The organism is Neobacillus niacini (assembly GCF_000759675.1).
Taxonomy (GTDB): Bacteria; Bacillota; Bacilli; order Bacillales; family Cytobacillaceae; genus Neobacillus; species Neobacillus niacini_A.
The window spans coordinates 161,627-183,090 of sequence record NZ_BAWM01000018.1 but is presented as its reverse complement, the minus strand read 5'-3'; the positions used below and the strand labels follow the sequence as shown (position 1 = coordinate 183,090).

Genomic DNA, 21,464 nt, shown 5'->3' with positions numbered 1-21,464 from the left:
AAGGTGACGATATGTACTTATTTGCTAACGCAACAATATATGTAGGCTTAGCGCTTGCTATCTATTCACTCCTCATAATCACATTGGGGATTAGCACGAAGAATCAAAAATTAATTAACAGTGGCAAGGGTGGAGTAATTGGAATTATGGTTTGCGCTTCGATGGCCATGCTTTCCTTATTCTACTTACTAGCTACATCCCAATTTCAATATGAATATGTTACTGATTATACAAGTAGTGAGCTGCCAGTTATTTATAAGCTTACAGCACTATGGGCAGGTAATTCAGGCTCCTTGTTATTGTGGACGTTCTTCTTAGTTCTCTATACCGTTATGATTGCCTTCTCAAGAAAAATGAGAGGAAATCCAATGGTTCCATATATTTCGGCTATTCTATTAGGAAATATCGTATTCTTCTTTTTAATCCTTGGATTTGTTGCTAAACCATTTGTATTGTTGGATCAAGTTCCGATTGAAGGTCATGGTTTAAACCCAATGCTTCAAAACCCAGGTATGATTATTCACCCTGTTACACTTTACCTTGGTTATGTAGGACTCGCTATTCCTTTTGCATTCGCAATGGCAGCACTTTTATTGAAAAATGTTGATGATTTCTGGATTAAAATGACTAGACGCTGGACGATAATAGCTTGGTTGTTTTTAAGTCTAGGTAATATTTTTGGCGGTCAATGGGCTTATGTAGAGCTAGGCTGGGGTGGTTACTGGGCATGGGATCCGGTTGAAAATGCTTCCTTTATGCCTTGGTTAACGGCAACTGCGTTCTTACATTCGGTGATGATTCAAGAACGGAAAAACATGTTGAAGATTTGGAACATAAGTTTAATCATTACATCTTATGCTTTAACATTATTTGGAACATTCCTTGTTCGAAGTGGTGTTCTAACATCGGTTCACGCATTTGCTAACTCAAATCTAGGATTATACTTCCTAATCTTTATGGGTGTAATGGTTATTGGAGCACTTTACGTGTTAATGAGCCGTTACAACCTACTTAAACGTAGTGCAGGTGAGTTCAATTCTTATATTTCAAAAGAAAGCAGTTTCTTAATTAATAACCTATTGTTGGTGGGAGCAGCGTTTGGTGTTTTCTGGGGAACAGTATTCCCGCTCGTATCTGAAGCTGTACGTGGTACAAAGGTTACTGTAGGTATGCCATTCTTTAATACCGTTCAAGCTCCAATTCTATTATCTATGATGTTTGTAATGGCAGTATGTCCATTGCTAGCATGGCAAAGGTCATCATTAAAAAACTTAAAGAAAAACTTTTTCATTCCAGCAATCCTTGCTGTTGCAGCAATGGCTTTAATGGTTGTACTTGGAATCCAAAAAGCCTGGGCAGTAATTGGATTTGGTGTTATTGTTTTACTATTTATCACACACTTCCTAGAATTTTACCGTGGTGTCAAAGCACGTAGAAAAATGACAAATGAAAAAGTTTATCTTTCACTTTATCGTTTAATGACTAAAAACCGCCGCAGGTATGGGGGTTATATTGTTCATATTGGAATAGCGTTTATCGCAATGGGAATTATCGGCTCACAAAACTATGACGTGCAAACGATGAAAACTGTGAACTTAGGCGATTCCATTGAACTGAAGGATTATCGTATTAATTACGAGCGCCTTGATCAAAAAAGAGAAGGAATTAATGACATCGTTTATGCAGAAATGACAGTTTTCAAGAATGGTAAACGAATTGGAACCATTCAGCCTGAAAAAGTATTTTACGGAAACTGGGACCAGCCATCATCAGAAGTCGGGCTAATCACAACCTTAAAAGAGGATTTATACGTTGTTTTAAGTGATTGGGAAGACGATGGAAAAGCAACTTTTATTGTGAAAATTAACCCAATGATTACGTGGCTTTGGATTGGATCTTTCATGATTGTAATTGGTTCACTATTTGCAGTTTGGAATGGAAAATATCAAAATATTACTCCAAGGTACACAGGAGTACGCAAAGAGGTGTCTTAATATGAAAAGTAAAATTTTTATTGGACTCCTTCTGATTGCATTTGTTTTTCAAGCTTCTTTCTTCCAAGTCCAAGCAAAAGAATTCGACTACAAATCTAAGGAATTCGAAGCAGCTGCGTCACAATTTATGTGTACATGCGGCTGTGGTCAAGATCACTTTGAATGTGACCCTAAAACTTGTAATCTCACCATTGGCTTTAAGGAAGACATAGTTGAAATGATGAACAAGGGCTGGGATAAGGACAAAATTCGTGAATACTACGTCAATATTTACGGTGAAGAAATTTTAACAGCTCCAGAGAAAAGCGGATTCAGTTTAGTTGCTTGGATAATGCCTTTTGCAGCTTTAGGAATTGCAGGGGTAGCGATATTCTTCATCGTTCGTAAATGGGTGAAGAAAAAAGGAACGGATGAACAAACCTCAGACAACGAAATCGATAAAGATGAAGTGGAGGAGGAGATCCTCTCATCTATGATTGAAGAAGAACGCAAAAAGTACCTTTAGGATGTGAACAAAATGCAAGAAATCACGATCATATCAATGATATTTACCGCCGCTCTTGTGCTAATCTGTTTATTTCTAGTCCTAGCACCATTCTTTAGTTGGAATTCATATTTGAATTTCGCCACTAAGGGTCAGGATTCTGCATCCAATAAAGAAGTGCTTTTATCCACACTTAATGAATTAGAGTTTGAATTTAAGATGGATAAAATCTCACATGCAGATTACAAAAATCTTAAGAAACAATATGAATCACAAGTTGTCAGCATCATGAAGGATGAAGAAGAGCAAATGTCAACTCAAACAGTAGACAAGGATATAATGGCTGAAATAGAAAGTGAAATTGAAGCTACAATGAAGAGCTATAAGAATAAAAAGGGGGAAGGAAAGTGATCAAGAAAATCACAGTTTTCCTCCTTGGACTACTGCTGTTGATTCCTATAAACGGAATGGCAGCTGCAGAATCAGCGATATCCGTTGATATGCATTATCTAGTCGTTAGCCCTGCAGAAGATGGTTCTTCCAATATGATGAACATGGTGAATTTCACCAATACTACAGCAGAGGAATATAAAGGTGACGGCAAGGGTGAAGCAGTTCTGAATGTCACTATTCCGACAGGAGCAACAGGATTTACCTTTTTAGATAACAAAATTGCACAGAAACAGGTTGATACAGGATTCATCACAACGGATCCCATTCCAGCTAATCAAACAGTAGTTTTGCCGTATAGTTATAGAGTCGCTAAAGACGAGGAAATTAATTTAAGCTTTGACTATCCTGTTCAAATGATGCAAATTCTTGTTCCTGAGGGAATGGGAAGCATTGAATTTAAAAATGTTACGGCAACTAATCAAGGTCTTTTCAAAATGGACGATCAAAATTATCAGGGCTACAGTGTTGAAAGCATTCAAGCCAAGCAATCCTTTACCATGGTCTATGATAAAGACAAACAGCCGTCACCAAGTGATGCACAAGGTTCTACAGTAAAAGGAGCAAGTGAAACGAATGGGAACGTAACCAAAACCGCACCAGCGTTTCATAATCCCGGTCACCTTCGGATGTGGGCACAATCACCGCTGCGCAGTTGGGATCCACATGTTTTCTTATTTGTAATGGGTGCCATTATTATTGCAGCATTGTCCTACTTTGCCTATTTTAGAATGAAGGCAATCGCGGAAGAGAAGAGACTCGGAGCAGATAAGGAAGAATCAGCATTTAAAAACCTAATGGCTAAACAAAAAGCGATTATGGATAAAATCCTCGAATTAGAAGAAAACTTCGGTGATGGAAATATGTCAGAAGAGGATTATCAAGCAAAATTGGCTGCTTATAAACAGTATTTAGTGCAAGTAAAAATGAATTTACGCCAATTTGTAGAGTAACAGTCGGAATGCGAGGGATACATGATGATTGAAATAAAAAAGCTAACAAAGCAAGCCGACAATAAGTTGATCCTACGAGGTATTGACCTATCAATTACTCAAGGTGAAACAGTTGCAATACTTGGTCCAAATGGTGCTGGAAAAAGCACGCTGCTTAAAGTGCTGGCAACATTAATTAAGCCTACATCAGGCCTTGTGAAGATTAACGGATTGGATTTGAAAAAGGATCATATTGAAGTAAAAAAAATGTTTGGTTACTTACCGCATTCCAGCTTGCTTTATGATCACTACACCCCATTAGAAAACTTGGTATTCTTCGGAAACTTATATGGAGTCAAGGAGGTTGAAAATAGAGCAAGAAAACTCGTAAATGAGGTAGGTTTGTCATTCTTTATCAATGAACCTGTAAAGAATTTCTCACGCGGGATGATTCAGAGGATTGCGATTGCAAGAGCTATTATTCATGAACCGAAAATCATGTTGCTAGACGAACCACATACAGGATTGGATCAAGGTGCCATTACCATTTTAAATAATGTTGTCCTCTCCATGAAAGAGAAAGGATGTACAACATTAATGGTTACACATGACTTTAAACAAGCAGCTGAAATATGTGATCGAATTATTATTGTGAAAAATGGCAAGATTGCTGATGATTTTAAAATAAATAATAAATCACTAGGTTTAGTTTCTGAAAAATATAAGGTACTAGTGGAGGGAGTATCGTGATGTTAAGAACAGCCCTCACAATAGCTAAAAAAGATATTTATTCAGAATTAAGAACAAAGCAAGTTTTGGGAACCATGATCATTTTCGCTGGTTTAGTAATCTTAGTATTAAGCTTTGCATTTGACCCAGCAAACAATACGACAAAAGCTGTTATCCCCGGTGCTGTCTGGATCATCATAGTATTTTCGGGAATATTGGGACTTAATCGCTCGTTAGTATCCGAACAGCGAAATGATACTATGCATGGTTTATTGGTAGCACCTATGGACGCCTCCAGCATTTATTTAGGCAAGTTCATGGCAAACTTCTCGATGATATTAATTGTAGAAATTGTATCCATTCCATTTCTATTTCTATTATTTGACTTTAAAATGAACAGCAGTATTTTCTATTTCATATTAGTGCTGTTTGTAGGTAGTTTTGGATTCATTGCCATTGGAACCTTTTTAGCTGCACTTGCTTCCAATTCAAAGAGTAGTGAAATGTTATTGCCGCTATTGCTTTTCCCAATGACAAGCCCTGTCTTAATTGGTGTTACGCAAGCAACAAAAATTATTCTTATTAATATGGAGAAATTACCGAATGCTATCGCCTGGATGCAATTGGTCGCAGCCTATGATGTAATTTTCTTTGTTCTTTGTTTTTTACTAATTGAGTATGTTCTGGAGGTTTAAAAGATGAGTATAAATCTCGAAAGAGAAAAAGTGACCCTTCCTCTAGAAGAAGTGGTCCAGACAAAAACAACTATGCTTACGAAAGTTTTATACGGTGGAATGGTAGTGTCTATGTTAGCGGCATTCTACTTTATTTTCCTGTATGCAGAGATTGAAAAGACTATGGGTGTCGTACAAAAGATATTTTATATGCATGTTCCATCAGCATGGGTAGCATTTTTAGCATTCTTCGTGACATTTGTCTTTAGTATCCTATTTTTAATAAAGCGTAAAAGAATTTATGACACATATGCCTACGTATCAGCAGAAATAGGGGTAGTTTTTACTACTATCGTATTAACAACAGGTCCCATTTGGGCAAAGTCGTCTTGGAATACTTGGTGGGCATGGGAACCACGCTTAACCACAACCTTAATTCTTTTCTTCCTTTACATGGCTTATCTAATGGTTCGCCAGATGGATGGGGTTTGGGACAAAAAAGCAAGACTTGCGGCGGTATTTGGAATTATCGGGTTTGCGGATGTTCCAATTGTATTCTTCGCGATTCGCTGGTGGCAATCTAAATTCCACCCAATCGTCTTTGGAGATGGTCCTTCACAACAAGGCGGAGGAATTGCACCTAGTATGCTCGTTGCTTTGTTGGTTGCGATTACCGCTTTTACATTCCTTTATGCCTATCTCCTTCATAAGGGAGTATCTTTTGAAAATATGAAAATTAAAGTAGGCCACTACAAAGAAAAATTACGTGAAAGATTAGAACACTAGGAGGAATTAATCATGGGATTCATGTATGCAGCATATTCAATAGTTTGGGTAATTATTTTTGGCTATATGCTTCTTATCGGAAAGCGTCATAGCAGCCTTAAAAAGGATATTGAATTTTTAAAACAACTGGATAAATAAGGGGTTGTTAGGAGGAAGCACAGATGAGCAGACGAGTCATTAACTTACTCGTGTTGTTTCTATTAATTGGAATGTTTGGTTTTTTTGGATATAGTTTGGCTAGCAAAGGTGACAATACTGATGTCGGGGACCAAGCATATAATTTCGAGCTGCCAAATTTAGATGGAACAAATACGAAGCTTTCTGATTACAAAGGCGAAATAATCATCTTAAATTATTTTGCTTCATGGTGTAAACCTTGCGTGGATGAAGCTCCTGAGCTTGAGTCATTTGCAAAGGATTACGGTGATCAATACAGATTAATTATGATTAACAAGGGTGAAACAAAGGACCGAGTTAAAAAATTCCTAGAAAAATATAATACACCTGCTGTGTATGTTTTTGACTATAATTCTAAAATTGCCAAAAAGTATAATGTTACCGGACAGCCAGAAACATTTGTCATCGATAGACAAGGGGTAATAAGAGAACATTACAACGGACCAGTAACATCCGCACAACTTTACGAAATGGTTAAAAAGTATGATAAATAAATCTATCAAAAAAAGAGTGAACCACTAATTTTAGTGATTCACTCTTTTTTTATCCATTAATTGAATGATATTTGTATTCTGTTAAAACATGCGCTTTAATGACGAGCTGCCCTGGTTCAATTTGGGTGGAGCTGACTCCTTTAGCAAAGGCAATTTGGTGGGTCTCAAAGGGTTGAATTGTGTCTCTAACCTCTGTAACTAGAATGGGTGTAGGATTTAGGTTCACTTTTATCGTATTAGCAATGGTTGTCGCTTTATTGTTTGCATTCTTTAATGCCAAGGCAAGTGCTTGTTGGTAATAAGCCTCTTTATATTTGATTGTAAATTGAATGTTAGCCACATAGTTGGCTCCGTTCTGAACAGCAGTATCCACTACTTTCCCAATAATCGATAAATCTTCTAATTTCACCTGTAAAATTTGTGTGATTTTATAGCCACGAAAAATTTGTTTCCCTTGATCATAATCGTAATCTGATTCAATACGATAATCAAAAGTTTGTATCTGATTCTTATCAATCCCTAATGCTATTAGTGAATCAATGACCTTTTTTCCAATTATTGAATTCTGATGTTGAGCTTCAATCAGCTCCTTACTTTCTGTTACTACACCTAAATTTACAGACGCTGTATCAGGTTGAACGGCAATTTCTCCTTCCCCAGTAACCTTAATAATATTTTTACTGGGAGGCTGTGGATTATGGACTACTGGTCTTTGATTATACATGGTTCGTTCCCCTTTCGAATGCTGCATATATTATAAAGTACGTTTTGTCATTGGAAGTATTCGTTCTAGCAATACTTTTAATTTAATAGAAAATAAGAGTATTTTGAAAGAATTAAAATTTTCAAGGTCATATTGCTTATCGAAAGGCATACATTTTAAATAATGAGACAAGCAAAAAAGGAGGAACGAATGTGGAAACGATCCTAAAATTCTTACCAAAAAACATTGCAGATCTAATCAGTAAAATCCCTCCTAATCAAAAAGAAGAATTGGAAGAAATCAGAATTCGCATCGACCGTCCAATTGAAATTACGATGAAAGGCGCTCCAAGGTTTCTATCGTACATTATTCGGCAAGAAGATGCTTTCCATTTAATGAATAAAATCAGCCAATTCTCTATATATACACTTGAGGAAGAACTGAAGCGGGGGTATATCACGGTTTCAGGAGGTCATCGAATTGGACTTGCAGGAAAGGTTATTCTTGAAGAAGGAAAGGTAAAAGCGATAAGGGATATTGCTTCGTTTAACATCCGGATTGCCAAGGAGAAGTTAGGTATCGCAGAGAAGATTACACCCTTTATATTCAAAGATTCCTGGTTGCATACGATGATTGTTGGTCCACCCCAAACAGGAAAAACAACGCTTTTACGGGATATCGCCAGAATTATCTCAACTGGAAACCATGAAAAAGGGATACATGCATATAAGGTAGGGATCGTGGATGAACGGTCGGAAATAGCCGGATGTGTGAATGGGATTCCTCAAATGTCATTCGGCCATCGTCTAGACGTGCTAGATGCCTGCCCGAAAGCTGAGGGTATGATGATGATGATTCGTTCAATGAGCCCAGATGTATTAGTTGTTGATGAAATTGGCCGCATAGAGGATGCTGAAGCAATTCAAGAAGCTGTCCACGCAGGAATTAAACTAATTATGACCACACATGGATCCAGCTTGGAGGAAGTAAGGAACAGACCTTCATTAAAGACCATTATAGACCAAAACATATTCCAACGATTTATTGTCCTAAGCAGGTCTCACGGTCCAGGATCCATTACACATATTTTGGATGGAAACGGAAAAGAACTGAGTCAAAAAGTGAGAGTGATGTAAATGGTTAAGTTAATTGGAGCCATTTTTATAATACTCGCTACCACTTGGACAGGGTTTGAAGCCGCCAAACATTTAAGCGAGCGACCGAGACAGCTTAGGCAGTTAAAATCTGCACTTCAATCCCTTGAAGCAGAAATTATGTACGGTCATACACCCTTGCATGAAGCTGCGAGGAGATTGGCGGCACAACTATCAAGTCCATTATCATCTTTCTTTGAAAGCTTTGCAAAGAAATTGACAGATACTGAAACAACAGTAAAGGAAGCCTGGGAAGACAGCTTGAAAGAAGTTTGGAAGCAGACGGCTTTTAAACAAGGTGAATTTGAGATCATGAAACAATTTGGCGAAACCCTGGGTCGGCACGACCGCTTTTCCCAGCAAAAACATATTATGCTAACTCTTTCCCATCTCGAAAGAGAGGAAGCAGACGCAATTGATAAACAATCAAAATACGAAAAAATGGTAAAGAGTTTAGGGTTCTTTTCAGGATTATTACTGATTATTTTATTAATTTAGGGGGAAAAGCAATGGGCTTAGAAGTGGATATTATTTTTAAAATAGCCGGAGTGGGAATAGTCGTTGCGTTTTTGCATACAGTTCTAGATCAGGTTGGGAAAAAAGAATATGCCCAGTGGGTTACATTATTCGGTTTTATTTATATTTTGTTTCAAGTCGCCTCAATTGTGGATGACCTCTTCCAGAAAATAAAATCTGTCTTCTTGTTTCAATAGAAAGGAGGGCTTTGCCATTGAAATTATTAAAATAGTTGGAGTGGCTCTTGTTGCAACCTTCCTTGCATTAATAATAAAGGAACAAAAACCTAATTTCGCCTTCCTCTTAATTGTATTTGTAGGCTGCAGCATTTTTCTGTATTTAGTCGATAAGATTTATGAAATTATTCATATGCTTGAAAAGCTGGCAGTGAATGCAAATGTGAATTTGGTTTACGTAGAGACAATACTTAAAATCATTGGAATTGCCTATATTGCTGAGTTTGCATCTCAAATAACGAAGGACGCAGGTCAGGGTGCAGTGGCTTCAAAAATAGAGCTTGCTGGAAAAGTGTTAATCCTTGCAATGGCCATTCCGATATTAACCGTCATGATCGAAACGATAATCAAGCTGATTCCAAGCTAGAAAGGTCATTTTCTTTGAAAACAAGAGGTGAAAAATAATGAAGCAAAGGCTGCAGATTATTCCCATTATTATTCTATTATTTATGTTTTTTACTTCAACAAGTGTACAAGCTAACGATGAAGTGAGTGTTGCCTCCACACCTCTCTCGCCACAGGAATTAGTAGACGCACAGCTTAAAACAATGGATTTAACAGAGCTTAAACAATATTGGGAGGATATTCAAAATAAATACGGCGGCTTCCTCCCGGAAAGCCAAAAAGGCAGTTTGTACGATTTTGTGAAGGGAGATAAGAAATTCTCCTTCAAGGACTGGACACAAGGAATACTTAAATTTCTATTCCACGAGTTTGTTGTAAATGGGAAATTGCTTGGTTCCTTAATCCTTCTTACGATATTCAGTATGTTTCTCCAATCGATGCAAAATGCATTTGAAAGCAGCACGATTAGTAAAGTTGCCTATTCCATCGTCTATATGGTCCTAGTGATTATTGCACTTAATAGTTTTCATATAGTCATAGAATATACCAATGAGGCAATCGGGAGCATGATTTCATTCGTACTTGCACTTATTCCGCTCTTGTTAGCTTTAATTGCTTCATCTGGAGGAATCATCTCGGCTGCTTTTTTCCACCCTGTTATTTTGTTTTTAATGAATATCAGCGGGATGTTCATGCAATATGTCATTCTCCCACTTCTTTTTTTAGCCACTCTGTTGAGTATAGTGAGTACGATGTCAGACCAGTATAAGGTGACACAGCTGGCACAGCTGCTAAGAAACTGGAGCATTGGTTTAATGGGGCTTTTCTTGACGGTTTTTCTCGGAGTGATTTCAGTGCAGGGTGCTTCGACAGCGATAACAGATGGTGTTGCCATCCGGACAGCAAAATTCGTTACAGGTAACTTTATCCCCGTCATTGGCAGAATCTTTACAGACGCAGCGGATACAGTAGTAAGTGCCTCTGGATTATTAAAGAATTCAGTCGGTATTGCAGGTGTTGCCATTCTATTAATCATCGTTGCTTTCCCGGCTATTAAAATCTTAATGATCGCGTTTATTTATAAATTCGCTGCTGCTATTTTGCAGCCATTAGGCGGGGGGCCGGTTATTAAATGCTTAGATATTATTAGCAAAAGCGTAATTTATGTTTTTGCTGCACTCGGTATTGTATCTCTCATGTTCTTTTTAAGTATTACAGTTATTGTCGCAGCAGGGAATCTAACGATGATGATGAGATAGGGGAGAACATTATGGAATTTTTAATAGAATGGGTAACGAATATTATCTTATTTATCCTACTTGCCACTGTTGTTGATATGCTGCTTCCAAATACAAGTTTGCAAAAGTATACAAAAATGGTTACAGGGCTGCTGCTAATTGCAATTATCCTTACACCAATCTTTAAGTTAATCTCAAAGGATTTTGAAACTGCAATGGCTCAGATCCCCTCCTTTCAAGGTCCAGGAGAAAAAAATATGGAAAATTTAATAGAATTGCAGAAAAAAGAAATACAAGCCTCCAATCATGCATATATTTTAAAAACAATGGCTGTCCAGCTTGAAAAGGGAGTAGAAGAGGAGTTGATGGAACAATTTGGTTTGGAAATTGCAAAAATAGAACTAACAACCAAGAAAGATAGTCAAGAATCATTCCCTGAAAACTTAGAAATGGTTACAGTTCGCCTTAAGCAGCCGGAAACAATCATTACGACAGTCGAAGCCATACAACCAGTAAGTATTAATACAGAAACGCCTCTTCCATCTAACGATACAACAGAAGAATCAGAAAAAATCGCCGCATTTCTTTCTCAACAATGGAATGTAACCGAAAAAACTATTGAAGTCTCGGTTGAAGGGGGGATGAGTAAGCAGAATGGAAAATAGCAAAGGACCATTTTCATGGTTAAAAAACATATTGGCAAAGGGAGAGAATTCCGATAAAAAGTCAGGGAAATATCAATATATGATTCTGGTACTATGCATCGGTGCTGCCTTCATGATTGTCGGTAATGTACTTTTTTCGAATAAATCAGCTCCTGTTGATAGTAAGACAGTGAACAGCAGCCAAGAGGAAGCAGCGGATGTTGAGACATTTAGCCTTAAGAAGGATTCAAATAATAAAACAATTACTGGTTACGAAGAAGAGTATGAGAAGCAACTTACGAAGGCACTTGAAGAAATGCTGGGTGTAGATGATGTAACGGTAGTAGTTAACATTGATTCTACAGACAAGAAGGTGCTCGAGAAAAATACGGTAACAAAATCACAGACAACAGAAGAAAAAGACAACGAGGGTGGGGAACGAAAAGTGCAGGATACTTCCACTGACGAGCAATTAGTCATTATTCGTGAAGGAGAGAAAGAGGTTCCAATTGTGGTTGAATATCAAAAACCTTCCATTCGCGGAGTGTTAGTGGTAGCTAAAGGTGCAGAAAATATTCAAGTGAAAAAATGGATTATTGAGGCAGTAACAAGATCGCTTGACGTACCAAGTCATCGCGTTGCCGTTATGCCTAAAAAATAAAAGGAGGATTTACAAATGCTATTGAAAAAACAAACAGTTTGGTTATTAACAATGTTAAGTTTAGTGGTTGTATTATCAGTTTATTACATTACTACTCCTGAACAAAAAAGCAATGAACTTGCAGCAGTAAAGCAAGAAGAGAAAACTGATCAAAAAGAAACGAAAACTGACCAAACAGAAACGAAAACAGATGCTGAAGCAAAGGATAGCGATACTATTATTTCACAGGTCGCTGGGGATGAAGAATTTGAAGCGCTTCGTTTGAAGCTTCAAGACGAGCGCAGTGAAGCAAAGGAACAATTAAACACGGTTGTGGCGACAACTAACCTTCCTGCAGATGAAAGAAGCGAAGCGGTTGACCAAATGAAAAAATTAAATGAAATCGCTCAAAAGGAAGAAATGCTTGAGACATTAATAAAAGCGATGAATTATGAGGATGCCCTTGTTAGAGCAGATGGTTCAACGGTTAAAATTATTGTAAAGTCTAATAAAGAGTCTTCTAAATCAGAAGCAAACGCGATTATTCAAATGGTTAAGAAAGAAATTGGCGAAACAAACTTTGTTGCTGTTGAATTCCAGCCAACTAAATAAATAAAACATAAAAAAGGAAAGCTTAGGCTTTCCTTTTTTAGCTGATAGCTGAATAAGCATATTGAACTTTAACAATGTATTAGCGTATAGTATTAGTAGTTAGTCTTAATTTTGCAGAACAAGGAGTGTTCAGATTGTTAAAAGTACAAGAAATTCGTGAATTGATAAAATTAGTTGACCATTCAAGCATTGATGAATTCGTATATGAAAATGAAGGTTCAAAAATTAAAATGAAAAAATATACTGGGACAACAGTAACATCTGTACAACCAGTACCACAAGCAGGAGCAGAGGTTGTTCCGGTGATTCAACCAGCATCACCAGCAGCAGTATCAACTCCAGCACCTGTGCAAGAATTAAAGCAGGAAGAAGCAAACAATGTTGCAGCAACTCCAGTTGATACATCAAATTTACACAAAATTACTTCCCCAATGGTTGGGACTTTTTATGCTTCACCAACACCTGAAGCGGATGTGTACGTTAAATCAGGCTCTGTTGTTACGAAAGATTCTATCGTATGTATTGTTGAGGCGATGAAATTATTTAATGAAATTGAAGCAGAAGTTAATGGTGAAATCGTTGAAGTACTTGTGAAGAATGGCCAATTGGTAGAATATGGGCAACCATTATTTTTAGTAAAACCAGAATAAGGAGCGATAACAGGATGATAAAGAAACTGTTAATTGCAAACAGAGGAGAAATAGCGGTCAGAATTATTCGAGCTTGTAGAGAAATGGGAATTGAATCTGTTGCTGTTTTCTCGGAGGCAGACCGTGAAGCGCTGCATGTACAACTTGCAGACGAAGCCTATTGCATAGGACCGACATTATCAAAAGATAGCTACTTAAATGTGACAAATTTAATTAGTGTGGCAAAATTAACAGCTTGTGATGCGATCCACCCAGGTTATGGGTTTCTAGCTGAAAATGCAGATTTCGCTGAACTTTGCCGTGAATGCAATATTACTTTCGTAGGACCAAGTCCTGAAGCTATTACAAAAATGGGTACAAAGGATATTGCCAGAGAAACGATGCGTGAAGCTGGTGTACCAATTGTACCAGGATCAACGGGTATCATTAATGATATTGATGAGGCACTCGAGCTTGTAAGTAGAATAGAATACCCTGTAATCATCAAAGCAACTGCTGGCGGAGGCGGTAAAGGGATCCGCGTTGCAAAAAATGAACAGGAACTAATTAAGGGTATTTCTATTACACAGCAGGAAGCTTTGACCGCTTTTGGTAATCCGGGAGTATACATAGAAAAGTATATTGAGGATTTCCGTCATGTTGAAATACAAGTACTTGCAGATTCCTATGGAAACACTATCCATTTAGGGGAAAGAGACTGCTCTATTCAACGCAGACTGCAAAAGCTGTTAGAAGAGACACCTTCTCCAGCATTAGATGGAGAAATGCGTGCAGAAATGGGAAATGCTGCAGTAAAAGCAGCAAAAGCAGTTGATTATTCAGGTGCGGGAACGGTAGAATTTATATATGACTACCGCAATCGTAAATTTTATTTTATGGAAATGAACACAAGGATACAGGTGGAGCACCCAGTTACAGAAATGGTTACAGGTATTGATCTTATTAAGGAGCAAATCAGAGTTGCTTCTGGAGAAAAATTAACGCTTAACCAGCAGGAAGTTACGTTTACGGGCTGGGCAATAGAGTGCCGAATTAATGCAGAGAACCCTGAAAAGAACTTCATGCCTTCAGCTGGGAAAATTAATATGTATTTGCCTCCTGGCGGCTTTGGAGTTCGAATTGATTCAGCTGCATACCCAGGTTATACCATTCCACCTTATTATGATTCCATGATTGCGAAAGTCATCACATATGGTAATAGCAGGGAAGAAGCAATCTCACGAATGAAGCGTGCACTAAGCGAATTTGTGATCGAGGGTATCCATACCACCATCCCGTTCCATTTAAAATTGCTTGAGCATGAAAATTTCGTAGAGGGACAATTCAATACAAAGTTTCTTGAGTTACATGATGTGATGAAGACTATCTAAAATCTGGAGGTGTACTTTATGAGCGAAAATAATGTACTGGAAATGAATCAAGGAAACAGCGGGCATGGAAAAGTAGAAATTGCACCTGAAGTCATTGAAGTCATTGCGGGTATTGCTGCTTCCGAGGTCGAAGGTGTAGCACAAATGCGTGGGAATTTCGCTACAGGAGTAGTTGAACGATTAGGGAAGAAAAACCACGGTAAAGGTGTTAAGGTGGAATTATCGGAAGAAGGAATTACTGTAGATGTTTACTGCGTAATGAAATTTGGTGTATCCATTCCTACAGTAGCAGGAAAAATGCAAGATAACATTCGCCAAGCATTGCTCAATATGACCGCATTAGAAGCCGAGGCAGTAAACATACATGTTGTTGGTATCTCATTTGAAACACAAAAGCCAGAACCAGAAGTAGAAGAAGAGATTTAATAATTAAACCAAGGCTGTGGTAACGCTAATTGTTGATTTAGTTAACTCTGTTGATTGGAGCGGAAGGCACGAAGACTCCTGCGGGAGGACGGGGCAGGGGAGACCCCGCAGGCGCGCTTAAGCGACGAGGAGGCTCCCCGGACCGCCCGCGGAAAGCGAAGTGCCTGGAGTGGAAATCAACAGACAATTTTAACACAGCCTAAACCAAAGGGTTAAATCCTTTGGTTTTTTCTTTTTTTACGGTTAATAGTATACTGCTACTAGGTAAAAATAAGTTCTTACAGTGCGAATCATTTATAGTTATGCTATTATCTTTTTATGTACAAAACATCATCATGCAATGGTTGTATCAATTTTGACAAAAATTAATTACTTTCTCTAAAGGAGTTAACGGTATAATGAAAAGAAGAACAGCAAGGGAAAAAGCGTTACAAGCTCTTTTTCAAATTGATGTAAGCAATACAGATCCATCTTCTGCAATCGAACATGTTTTGGAAGGTGAGCCGGGAGACGACTATTTAACAAAGCTTGTTTTAGGAGTTGTCGAACAGAAGAACGAGATTGATCCATTAATCAAAGAAAACCTTGAGAAATGGACGATTGACCGTTTAGCAACTGTAGACAGGAATTTATTAAGGATTGCCGTTTACGAATTAAAATACTTCCAAAATGAAATTCCTGAAAATGTTATCTTAGATGAAGCCATAGAAATTGCTAAAATATACGGAGATGAACAATCTAGCCGTTTTATTAATGGCGTATTGTCGAAAGTAAAAGAAATACTATAATTGCGTCATCTTACGTTGAAAAGGGGGAAATGTCATGACTGCTACAATTATTGACGGTAAGGAAATTGCTGCAAAAAAAAAGGTGGAAATTGCTGAGGAAGTCCAAAAATTAAAGGAATTAGGTGTTACACCAGGACTAGCTGTAATTCTTGTTGGAAATAATCATGCATCCAGAACATATGTAACAAATAAAGAAAAAACTTGTCGAGACCTTGGTATGCACTCAGTGTTGATTGAATTATCAGAAATGGCTACTCAGGAAGAATTACTCACAAAAATAGAGGAACTAAATGGAGATCCTACCATCCATGGTATTTTGGTCCAGCTTCCTCTTCCAAAGCATATCGATGAAACAAGAGTAATCGAATCAATCTCCCCCTTCAAGGATGTCGACGGATTCCATCCGATAAATATTGGAAGAATGATGACAGGTCAAGATGCATTCTTACCATGCACACCTTATGGAATTATGGTGCTCTTAGAAGAAATGGGAATTTCAGTTGCAGGCAAACATGTTGTAGTTGTTGGGAGAAGCAACATTGTTGGAAAGCCTGTAGGTCAGTTATTTCTTAATCAGCATGCAACCGTAACGTATTGCCATTCAAGAACAAAAGATTTACAGCATCATACAACACAGGCGGATATTCTTGTTGCAGCTGTTGGCGTAGCCAACTTTATTAAAGCTGAACATGTAAAAGATGGTGCCGTTGTTATTGATGTAGGCATAAATAGAAATGAAGCTGGTAAGCTTTGTGGCGACGTTGCTTTTGATGAAGTGAGTAAAAAAGCAGGTTATATTACCCCTGTTCCAAAAGGTGTAGGTCCTATGACCATTACGATGCTCATGTATAACACTCTTAAATCAGCAAAAAATACGCTGCGGTTCTAAAAAGGAGTTCGTTATGCAGGAAAAAAAGTATTTATCTGTGCTAGCATTAACAAAATACATAAAAAGAAAATTTGATGCAGACCCCCATTTGCAGGATGTAAATGTAAGAGGTGAAATCTCAAACTTTAAACAGCACTCGAGCGGACATATGTATTTTACGTTAAAGGATGAAAAAGCGCGTATTTTAGCGGTCATGTTCTCGAGCCAATCACGGTCCATGAAGTTCTTGCCAGAAAACGGAATGAAGGTGGTTGTTAAAGGGGATATCTCGGTTTATGAACCAAGCGGTCAATATCAAATTTATATTAAAGAAATGCAGCCAGACGGAATCGGGGAATTATTTTTAGCGTACGAGCAGTTAAGAAAAAGGCTTGAAGCGGAAGGCTTGTTTTCTATAGAACAAAAAAAGCCCATCCCGAGCTACCCTAAAACGGTTGGCGTTATTACATCGCCAACAGGAGCAGCAATAAGGGATATTATCACAACGATTAAAAGGCGATATCCGATTGCTAATATTCTTGTTTTATCAGCACTTGTACAAGGCGAAAATGCAGCTCCATCTATAGCACGGGCAATTGAAAGAGCAAACAAGATGGATGAGATAGATGTTCTTATTGTTGGGCGAGGTGGCGGCTCTATTGAAGAATTATGGGCATTTAACGAAGAGTTAGTCGCTAGAGCCATTAATCAATCTGAAGTCCCAATTATTTCTGCTGTTGGGCATGAAACAGATTTTACGATTGCAGATTTTGTAGCAGACATGCGTGCCCCGACACCAACTGCAGCAGCGGAGCTAGCCGTTCCTCATATCGATGAATTAATGGAGAGAATACTTCAGCGGAAAACCCGGATGCTTCAATCAATGAATAGCAGATATCGATATGAAAAACAACGGTTAGACCGCGTACAAAAATCCTATGCGTTTCGATATCCGCAGCGTCTTTACGAACAAAAGCTAGAACAGGTTGATAAATTAACTGAATCGCTTGTTCGTGGTGCTTCTAGATTGACGGACGTAAAAAAATCTAAGCATGATACCATTCATAAACGTCTAATGCGAAACCATCCAAGACTGGCTTTACGAGAAGCTGAGAGTAAATTTGACCGCTCGCAAAAAGACATGCAACGAGCAATGGAACAAATATTCTTGAAGAAACAAACGGAATTTGATAAGGTCATTTCAACACTCCAGGCTTTAAGCCCGTTAAAAATAATGGAACGAGGATACAGTCTCGTTTATTCTGAAGACAATGTGCTAATAAAAAGTATTAAACAAATCAAAGAGAACGAACCACTACAAATTCAATTAACAGATGGCAGCCTTCTCTGTAATGTACAGAACATAAAGGAGAGCGAAAACCGTGACGAATGAACAAAAGGTTTCCTTTGAGGAAGCTATGAATAAGCTGGAGCAAATTGTGGATAAGCTTGAAGAAGGGGATGTCCCACTCGAAGCGGCCATTGCCTTTTATAAAGAGGGAATGGAGCTGTCAAAGCTTTGTCATGATAAGCTAAAAAGTGTTGAAGAACAATTAACGCAGATTATTACGGAGGACGGACGTAAACAAAACTTTACGATTGAAGAGGAGGTATAGGCTTTGAATACAAAAGTTCTAGATGCTTTTACACAAGAACATAAACAACTGCTTGAATCAGAGCTTCGAACCTTGGTAGAAAAGCTGAAAGCACCTCCTATTATTAAAGAAGCCATGCACTATTCCCTTGAAGCAGGCGGTAAGAGAATCCGTCCCTTACTATTATTAGCTACCCTCGCAGCATTCGGAAAAGATCCTAAAAATGGACTATTGGCAGCCTCAGCTATTGAAATGATTCATACTTATTCATTAATCCATGATGACTTACCAAGTATGGATAACGATGATCTTAGAAGAGGAAAGCCCACGAATCACAAAGTATTTGGTGACGCAATGGCTATTCTAGCTGGAGATGCATTATTAACCTTTAGCTTTGAGGTAATCGGGCAAATTCCAAATGAAATTGCTTCAGATGAAACGAAACTCCAATTGGTAATCGAATTGGCCCAAGCTGCTGGAAGTGAAGGAATGGTAGGTGGTCAGGTTGCGGATATGGAAGGAGAAGGAAAAACTCTTACCATTGAAGAGCTTGAGTATATCCATATTCATAAAACAGGAAAGCTTTTAAAATTTAGTGTCATAGCGGGAGCATTGTTAGGTGGAGCAAATCATGATCAACTAGAAAATCTATCTGCATTTGCTCATCATCTGGGTCTTGCTTTTCAAATCCAAGATGACATTCTCGACTTAGAGGGAAATCCAGAGTTACTAGGTAAACATATTGGAAGTGACACCACTAACCAAAAAAGCACCTATCCACAGCTATTGTCAATGGAGGGTGCGAAGGAAGCGTTACGAAAGCAATTGAACCTTTCTAAGCAATACTTAGAAAAGACAGGGCTTAACATACATTTGCTTACAGAAATTGCAGATCTTGTAGCATCCAGAGACCACTAAATAACTGGTATTTGAACAACAACGTAATTGTGTTATAATTGTTGTCAATGTAGAAGACGTTGTCAATGCCGTTATCACTTTTTTGTGTTAGCGGCTATTTTTTACTAGGTGTATGGAAAGAAAAAGTATGAAAGTGAGTGGTCCAAACATGGATCTGTTATCAATAAAAGACCCTTCCTTTTTAAAAGGAATGTCAAATCAAGAATTGGAGGTTTTAAGTCAAGAGATACGCCAATTCTTGATTAAAAAACTGTCTGTAACTGGAGGACATATTGGACCGAATTTAGGTGTTGTCGAATTAACGATTGCCTTACATAAATGTTTCGACAGCCCCAATGATAAATTTATTTGGGATGTAGGACATCAGTCCTATGTTCATAAAATACTAACAGGCAGGGCTTGCGAATTTGATACATTGCGTCAATATAAAGGACTGTGCGGCTTCCCTAAAAGAATTGAAAGTGAGCATGATGTTTGGGAAACAGGACATAGCTCAACTTCCCTTTCCGCTGCGATGGGAATGGTCATTGCAAGAGACTTGAAAAAAGAGAGTTCCTTTGTTGTGCCTATTATTGGCGATGGTGCGTTAACAGGAGGAATGGCGTTAGAAGCATTAAACCATATTGGTCATGAAAAGAAGAATATGATTGTCATACTTAACGACAATGAAATGTCAATTGCTCCTAATGTTGGTGCTCTTCATAATATCCTTGGTCAATTACGCACAGCTGGGAAATATCAATGGGTCAAAGATGAATTAGAATTATTTTTGAAAAAGGTACCAGCCGTTGGGGGAAAACTCGCAGCAACTGCGGAACGTGTGAAAGACAGTCTTAAATATTTATTTGTTTCAGGTATGTTCTTTGAGGAAATGGGCTTTACCTATTTAGGTCCTGTTGATGGACATAATTATGAAGCTTTATTTGAAAATTTCCGCTATGCAAAAAAAACTGAAGGTCCTGTCCTTCTTCATGTCATCACGAAAAAAGGAAAAGGTTTTCAACCTGCTGAAAGTGATACAAAAGGTACATGGCATGGAACGGGACCTTATAAGATGGATACAGGTGCATTTGTTAAGTCTGATAAAACCCCTCCTGCCTGGAGCAGCTTAGTTAGTGAAACTGTCCGCAAGCTTGCCCGCGAGGATGAGCGAATTGTTGCGATTACCCCTGCAATGCCTGTTGGATCTAAGCTAGAGGGCTTTGCTAGTGAATTTCCAGAGAGAATGTACGATGTTGGTATAGCTGAACAGCACGCTGCTACTGTAGCTGCAGGATTAGCCACACAAAATATGAAGCCATTTTTAGCAATCTATTCGACATTTTTACAACGGGCATATGATCAAGTCGTTCATGACATTTGCCGGCAGAATCTAAATGTTTTCATTGGAATTGATCGTGCTGGATTAGTAGGAGCAGACGGTGAGACCCATCAGGGAGTATTTGATATTGCCTTTTTAAGACATGTGCCTAATATTGTGCTGATGATGCCTAAAGATGAAAATGAAGGACAGCATATGGTTTATACTTCTCTAAATTATGATGATGGTCCTATTGCAATGAGATTCCCTCGAGGAAATGGTTTAGGTGTTCCAATGGATGAAAAATTCAAGAGCATTCCAATTGGCACCTGGGAGGTTTTGAAGGAAGGTGAAGATGCGGCTATACTAACCTTTGGTACCACAATCCCAATGGCGATGGAGGCAGCAGAAGTTCTTGAAAAACAAGGGATTTCAGTAAAAGTAGTTAATGCGCGTTTCATTAAGCCGTTAGATGAAAAAATGCTCAATCAGTTATTCTTAAAGAATATTCCTATCCTAACCATTGAAGAAGCAATTCTGCAGGGTGGATTCGGAAGCTATGTATTAGAATACGCACATGATCAAGGTTTTTACCATCAAGCAATCGACCGAATGGGGATACCAGACCAATTTATTGAGCATGGAGATGTTAACTCACTGCTTGAGGAAATTGGGATGACTACTTCAGAGGTTGTTAAAAGAATGACCATACTTGCACGAAAAAAACAACAAAGGGCATAA

Annotated in this window: 27 protein-coding genes; 26 read left to right on the top strand and 1 reads right to left on the bottom strand. The window is 38.2% G+C overall.

Annotated elements, in window-relative coordinates:
* Positions 1-11 precede the first annotated feature (11 nt).
* The 9 genes from TR08_RS09095 to TR08_RS09060 are packed head-to-tail and all read left to right on the top strand — an operon-like array spanning position 12 to position 6,720.
* Positions 12-1,994 (top strand): heme lyase CcmF/NrfE family subunit, encoded by a 1,983-nt coding sequence (locus TR08_RS09095; RefSeq protein WP_045517560.1) that lies wholly within the window; start codon positions 12-14, stop codon positions 1,992-1,994.
* A gap of 1 nt (position 1,995) precedes the next feature.
* Positions 1,996-2,499, top strand: a complete 504-nt coding sequence (locus TR08_RS09090) for a cytochrome c-type biogenesis protein (protein ID WP_045517558.1) — start codon at positions 1,996-1,998, stop codon at positions 2,497-2,499.
* 12 nt (positions 2,500-2,511) lie between these two features.
* On the top strand, positions 2,512-2,889 hold the full coding sequence (locus tag TR08_RS09085; RefSeq protein WP_045517557.1) for a hypothetical protein: 378 nt from the start codon (positions 2,512-2,514) through the stop codon (positions 2,887-2,889).
* The gene (locus tag TR08_RS09080; RefSeq protein ID WP_045517556.1) at positions 2,886-3,881 is read left to right on the top strand and encodes a hypothetical protein; all 996 of its coding nucleotides are present in this window, start codon (positions 2,886-2,888) and stop codon (positions 3,879-3,881) included. Before TR08_RS09085 ends, TR08_RS09080 begins: the two co-directional genes overlap by 4 nt.
* Positions 3,882-3,905: 24 nt before the next feature.
* Positions 3,906-4,610, top strand: coding sequence for an ABC transporter ATP-binding protein (locus TR08_RS09075; protein WP_045517555.1), 705 nt, complete (start codon positions 3,906-3,908; stop codon positions 4,608-4,610).
* The gene (locus TR08_RS09070; RefSeq protein WP_045517554.1) at positions 4,610-5,284 is read left to right on the top strand and encodes a heme exporter protein CcmB; all 675 of its coding nucleotides are present in this window, start codon (positions 4,610-4,612) and stop codon (positions 5,282-5,284) included. The genes TR08_RS09075 and TR08_RS09070 overlap by 1 nt, the downstream gene beginning before the upstream one ends.
* Positions 5,285-5,287: 3 nt before the next feature.
* Positions 5,288-6,049, top strand: coding sequence for a cytochrome c biogenesis protein (locus TR08_RS09065; RefSeq protein WP_081954411.1), 762 nt, complete (start codon positions 5,288-5,290; stop codon positions 6,047-6,049).
* Between the two features lie 12 nt (positions 6,050-6,061).
* Positions 6,062-6,187, top strand: coding sequence for a CcmD family protein (locus tag TR08_RS30890; RefSeq protein WP_081954410.1), 126 nt, complete (start codon positions 6,062-6,064; stop codon positions 6,185-6,187).
* Positions 6,188-6,210: 23 nt separating this feature from the next.
* Positions 6,211-6,720, top strand: coding sequence for a TlpA family protein disulfide reductase (locus TR08_RS09060; RefSeq protein ID WP_045517552.1), 510 nt, complete (start codon positions 6,211-6,213; stop codon positions 6,718-6,720).
* A 49-nt stretch (positions 6,721-6,769) separates the two neighbouring features.
* On the opposite strand, the gene TR08_RS09055 is transcribed toward TR08_RS09060, so the two are convergent.
* On the bottom strand, positions 6,770-7,444 hold the full coding sequence (locus TR08_RS09055; RefSeq protein WP_045517551.1) for an SIMPL domain-containing protein: 675 nt from the start codon (positions 7,442-7,444) through the stop codon (positions 6,770-6,772).
* Positions 7,445-7,635: 191 nt separating this feature from the next.
* Between TR08_RS09055 and spoIIIAA the strand changes: the two genes are divergently transcribed.
* The 17 genes from spoIIIAA (at position 7,636) to dxs (ending at position 21,464) form a co-directional block, all read left to right on the top strand.
* Positions 7,636-8,559, top strand: a complete 924-nt coding sequence (gene spoIIIAA, locus TR08_RS09050) for a stage III sporulation protein AA (RefSeq protein WP_045517550.1) — start codon at positions 7,636-7,638, stop codon at positions 8,557-8,559.
* Positions 8,560-9,075, top strand: coding sequence for a stage III sporulation protein SpoIIIAB (gene spoIIIAB, locus TR08_RS09045; RefSeq protein WP_045517548.1), 516 nt, complete (start codon positions 8,560-8,562; stop codon positions 9,073-9,075).
* Between the two features lie 11 nt (positions 9,076-9,086).
* The gene (gene spoIIIAC, locus TR08_RS09040; RefSeq protein WP_007084610.1) at positions 9,087-9,290 is read left to right on the top strand and encodes a stage III sporulation protein AC; all 204 of its coding nucleotides are present in this window, start codon (positions 9,087-9,089) and stop codon (positions 9,288-9,290) included.
* Between the two features lie 16 nt (positions 9,291-9,306).
* The gene (spoIIIAD, locus tag TR08_RS09035; RefSeq protein WP_152597370.1) at positions 9,307-9,696 is read left to right on the top strand and encodes a stage III sporulation protein AD; all 390 of its coding nucleotides are present in this window, start codon (positions 9,307-9,309) and stop codon (positions 9,694-9,696) included.
* A 37-nt stretch (positions 9,697-9,733) separates the two neighbouring features.
* On the top strand, positions 9,734-10,933 hold the full coding sequence (spoIIIAE, locus tag TR08_RS09030) for a stage III sporulation protein AE (protein ID WP_045517544.1): 1,200 nt from the start codon (positions 9,734-9,736) through the stop codon (positions 10,931-10,933).
* A gap of 11 nt (positions 10,934-10,944) precedes the next feature.
* Positions 10,945-11,577 (top strand): stage III sporulation protein AF, encoded by a 633-nt coding sequence (spoIIIAF, locus tag TR08_RS09025; protein WP_045517543.1) that lies wholly within the window; start codon positions 10,945-10,947, stop codon positions 11,575-11,577.
* Positions 11,567-12,217 (top strand): stage III sporulation protein AG, encoded by a 651-nt coding sequence (gene spoIIIAG, locus TR08_RS09020; RefSeq protein WP_045517541.1) that lies wholly within the window; start codon positions 11,567-11,569, stop codon positions 12,215-12,217. The genes spoIIIAF and spoIIIAG overlap by 11 nt, the downstream gene beginning before the upstream one ends.
* Before the next feature lie 15 nt (positions 12,218-12,232).
* The gene (locus tag TR08_RS09015) at positions 12,233-12,808 is read left to right on the top strand and encodes a SpoIIIAH-like family protein (RefSeq protein ID WP_045517540.1); all 576 of its coding nucleotides are present in this window, start codon (positions 12,233-12,235) and stop codon (positions 12,806-12,808) included.
* A 134-nt stretch (positions 12,809-12,942) separates the two neighbouring features.
* Complete coding sequence (gene accB / locus TR08_RS09010) at positions 12,943-13,458, top strand: acetyl-CoA carboxylase biotin carboxyl carrier protein (protein ID WP_045517539.1); 516 nt, start codon at positions 12,943-12,945, stop codon at positions 13,456-13,458.
* A 14-nt stretch (positions 13,459-13,472) separates the two neighbouring features.
* On the top strand, positions 13,473-14,828 hold the full coding sequence (gene accC, locus TR08_RS09005) for an acetyl-CoA carboxylase biotin carboxylase subunit (RefSeq protein ID WP_045517538.1): 1,356 nt from the start codon (positions 13,473-13,475) through the stop codon (positions 14,826-14,828).
* 18 nt (positions 14,829-14,846) lie between these two features.
* Positions 14,847-15,254 (top strand): Asp23/Gls24 family envelope stress response protein, encoded by a 408-nt coding sequence (locus tag TR08_RS09000; RefSeq protein WP_045517537.1) that lies wholly within the window; start codon positions 14,847-14,849, stop codon positions 15,252-15,254.
* 398 nt (positions 15,255-15,652) lie between these two features.
* Positions 15,653-16,042 (top strand): transcription antitermination factor NusB, encoded by a 390-nt coding sequence (gene nusB / locus TR08_RS08995; protein WP_045517535.1) that lies wholly within the window; start codon positions 15,653-15,655, stop codon positions 16,040-16,042.
* Positions 16,043-16,076: 34 nt separating this feature from the next.
* Positions 16,077-16,931 carry a bifunctional methylenetetrahydrofolate dehydrogenase/methenyltetrahydrofolate cyclohydrolase FolD gene (gene folD / locus TR08_RS08990; RefSeq protein WP_045517533.1) on the top strand — a complete coding sequence of 285 codons (855 nt, stop codon included), beginning with the start codon at positions 16,077-16,079 and terminating at the stop codon, positions 16,929-16,931.
* A gap of 13 nt (positions 16,932-16,944) precedes the next feature.
* Positions 16,945-18,303, top strand: a complete 1,359-nt coding sequence (xseA, locus tag TR08_RS08985) for an exodeoxyribonuclease VII large subunit (RefSeq protein ID WP_045517531.1) — start codon at positions 16,945-16,947, stop codon at positions 18,301-18,303.
* Positions 18,293-18,526 (top strand): exodeoxyribonuclease VII small subunit, encoded by a 234-nt coding sequence (locus TR08_RS08980; protein WP_045517529.1) that lies wholly within the window; start codon positions 18,293-18,295, stop codon positions 18,524-18,526. Before xseA ends, TR08_RS08980 begins: the two co-directional genes overlap by 11 nt.
* A 3-nt stretch (positions 18,527-18,529) precedes the next feature.
* Complete coding sequence (locus tag TR08_RS08975) at positions 18,530-19,423, top strand: polyprenyl synthetase family protein (protein ID WP_045517528.1); 894 nt, start codon at positions 18,530-18,532, stop codon at positions 19,421-19,423.
* A 148-nt stretch (positions 19,424-19,571) separates the two neighbouring features.
* On the top strand, positions 19,572-21,464 hold the full coding sequence (dxs, locus tag TR08_RS08970; RefSeq protein WP_045517861.1) for a 1-deoxy-D-xylulose-5-phosphate synthase: 1,893 nt from the start codon (positions 19,572-19,574) through the stop codon (positions 21,462-21,464).

What these genes read in the sequence shown, in the direction of transcription:
- spoIIIAE (WP_045517544.1), top strand. Translation starts at nt 9,734, where the DNA reads ATGAAGCAAAGGCTGCAGATTATTCCCATTATTATTCTATTATTTATG.
- dxs (WP_045517861.1), top strand. Translation starts at nt 19,572, where the DNA reads ATGGATCTGTTATCAATAAAAGACCCTTCCTTTTTAAAAGGAATGTCA.
- TR08_RS09075 (WP_045517555.1), top strand. Translation starts at nt 3,906, where the DNA reads ATGATTGAAATAAAAAAGCTAACAAAGCAAGCCGACAATAAGTTGATC.
- TR08_RS30890 (WP_081954410.1), top strand. Translation starts at nt 6,062, where the DNA reads ATGGGATTCATGTATGCAGCATATTCAATAGTTTGGGTAATTATTTTT.
- spoIIIAF (WP_045517543.1), top strand. Translation starts at nt 10,945, where the DNA reads ATGGAATTTTTAATAGAATGGGTAACGAATATTATCTTATTTATCCTA.
- TR08_RS09095 (WP_045517560.1), top strand. Translation starts at nt 12, where the DNA reads ATGTACTTATTTGCTAACGCAACAATATATGTAGGCTTAGCGCTTGCT.
- TR08_RS09000 (WP_045517537.1), top strand. Translation starts at nt 14,847, where the DNA reads ATGAGCGAAAATAATGTACTGGAAATGAATCAAGGAAACAGCGGGCAT.
- folD (WP_045517533.1), top strand. Translation starts at nt 16,077, where the DNA reads ATGACTGCTACAATTATTGACGGTAAGGAAATTGCTGCAAAAAAAAAG.
- TR08_RS09090 (WP_045517558.1), top strand. Translation starts at nt 1,996, where the DNA reads ATGAAAAGTAAAATTTTTATTGGACTCCTTCTGATTGCATTTGTTTTT.
- TR08_RS09085 (WP_045517557.1), top strand. Translation starts at nt 2,512, where the DNA reads ATGCAAGAAATCACGATCATATCAATGATATTTACCGCCGCTCTTGTG.
- spoIIIAG (WP_045517541.1), top strand. Translation starts at nt 11,567, where the DNA reads ATGGAAAATAGCAAAGGACCATTTTCATGGTTAAAAAACATATTGGCA.
- TR08_RS09015 (WP_045517540.1), top strand. Translation starts at nt 12,233, where the DNA reads ATGCTATTGAAAAAACAAACAGTTTGGTTATTAACAATGTTAAGTTTA.
- nusB (WP_045517535.1), top strand. Translation starts at nt 15,653, where the DNA reads ATGAAAAGAAGAACAGCAAGGGAAAAAGCGTTACAAGCTCTTTTTCAA.
- TR08_RS09070 (WP_045517554.1), top strand. Translation starts at nt 4,610, where the DNA reads ATGTTAAGAACAGCCCTCACAATAGCTAAAAAAGATATTTATTCAGAA.
- TR08_RS09065 (WP_081954411.1), top strand. Translation starts at nt 5,288, where the DNA reads ATGAGTATAAATCTCGAAAGAGAAAAAGTGACCCTTCCTCTAGAAGAA.
- xseA (WP_045517531.1), top strand. Translation starts at nt 16,945, where the DNA reads ATGCAGGAAAAAAAGTATTTATCTGTGCTAGCATTAACAAAATACATA.
- TR08_RS09055 (WP_045517551.1), bottom strand. Translation starts at nt 7,444, where the DNA reads ATGTATAATCAAAGACCAGTAGTCCATAATCCACAGCCTCCCAGTAAA.
- TR08_RS09060 (WP_045517552.1), top strand. Translation starts at nt 6,211, where the DNA reads ATGAGCAGACGAGTCATTAACTTACTCGTGTTGTTTCTATTAATTGGA.
- accC (WP_045517538.1), top strand. Translation starts at nt 13,473, where the DNA reads ATGATAAAGAAACTGTTAATTGCAAACAGAGGAGAAATAGCGGTCAGA.
- spoIIIAC (WP_007084610.1), top strand. Translation starts at nt 9,087, where the DNA reads ATGGGCTTAGAAGTGGATATTATTTTTAAAATAGCCGGAGTGGGAATA.
- spoIIIAB (WP_045517548.1), top strand. Translation starts at nt 8,560, where the DNA reads ATGGTTAAGTTAATTGGAGCCATTTTTATAATACTCGCTACCACTTGG.